Annotated in this window: 1 protein-coding gene; it reads right to left on the bottom strand. The window is 61.9% G+C overall.

What is annotated here, in order from left to right:
* Positions 1-51: 51 nt before the first annotated feature.
* Positions 52-1,277 (bottom strand): IS3 family transposase gene (locus DES44_RS24425; RefSeq protein WP_232309875.1). Its coding sequence is split into 2 segments (ribosomal slippage): positions 52-935 and positions 935-1,277, totalling 1,227 coding nucleotides; the frame shifts between segments, so codons are not numbered across the junction.
* Between the last annotated feature and the right edge of the window lie 55 nt (positions 1,278-1,332).

The raw sequence follows: 1,332 nt of genomic DNA, 5'->3' as shown, positions 1-1,332 counted from the left end.
TGACCCGTCCTGAACTACGTTGACAGTCCCGGACGGTTGTAAAGGTCGGCGTCAGCCAACCAACTGCGCCCGATGCACAGCATCGGGCGTTTGCATTTTGAGCGACAGGTGCAGTCGCTCTTCGTTGTAGATCTGGACCGACTCTCCCACCATCTGCCTGGCTTCCTTCAGGTCGTTGGGCCTATCCAGCAGGAACTCCATCTTCAGGATCCCGTTGATCCGCTCGGCCAAGGCGTTCTGGTAGCAGTCGTATCCGTCCGTCATCGAGCAGCTCAGCCCGTGGCGCCTGTGCAGCTCCTGGTAATACGTCGAGCAGTACTGGATGCCTCGGTCCGAGTGGTGGACCAGCCGCTGACTCGTCCTTCGTCCTCTGAGCGCCACCTTCAGCGCCTGCGCCACTTCCTCCGTCTGCAGGCTCGCGTGCACGTGCCACCCCACGATCTTTCGCGAGTACGCGTCTGTCACCAAGCTCAAGTAGACGAACTTCCCCGCCGTCGGCAGGTACGTGATATCCGCCACCCAGACCTGCTCCGGTCCCGTGGGGCGGACCTGCTCAGGCCCCGGCTTGAGCAGGTTCGGGTGACGCCTGAAGCGGTGATGACTGTCAGTGGTCTTGTGATACGCCCTGCGCGGCGCCACCAGCAGCCTCGCATTGCGCAGCACGTCAAACATCGCATCCCGCCCCACGCTGATGCCTTGGCAACCCAGCGGCTCTCGCAGCATGCAATGCAGCTTGCGCGTGCCCACTCTCGGCTGGCTCATTCGCCTCTCCCGCACCAGATCCACCACCACCTGCGCTCTCTTTGCCAGCGCTGCCTGGCGGCAGCGGTCCTGGTAGTAAGCCTGACGGCTTATGCCCATGTGTCGGCAAGCCCCGCTGACGCTCAACCCTTGGACGAGGTCTTGCTCGAGGACTTGCCTGAAGGCTTTTTTACGACGCGCACTCCGTAATCCTTCTTCAGCACATCGATCACGGCTTCGAACAGCTGCGCCTTCTGCTGCGCTTGCTTGAGCTGCACTTGCAACGCCTTGATCTGCTGCTCCGGCGTCAGCGGTGTTGGGGTCTTGTCTATCGGCATGGCTGCCGATGATGCCGCAACTCCCCAGCTCAGGCGACCGTGCTTGCGAAGCCACGTCAACACCGTCGACCGACCTTGGATGCCGTATCGGGCTTGCGCCTGCCTGTACGTCAGCTCGCCCTTTTCCACCTGCGCCACCACCGCCAACTTAAAGGCCATCGTGTAATCGCGCTGCGTTCTCTTCACCCTCGTATCCATCAATCTCGCCCTTTTAGCGAGTCCGAGGTGTCAACGTGGGGCAGGACGGGTCACG

Source organism: Roseateles depolymerans, assembly GCF_003387155.1.
In the GTDB taxonomy this organism is placed as follows: domain Bacteria; phylum Pseudomonadota; class Gammaproteobacteria; order Burkholderiales; family Burkholderiaceae_C; genus Roseateles; species Roseateles depolymerans.
This window is presented reverse-complemented; position numbering and strand designations above follow the sequence as displayed.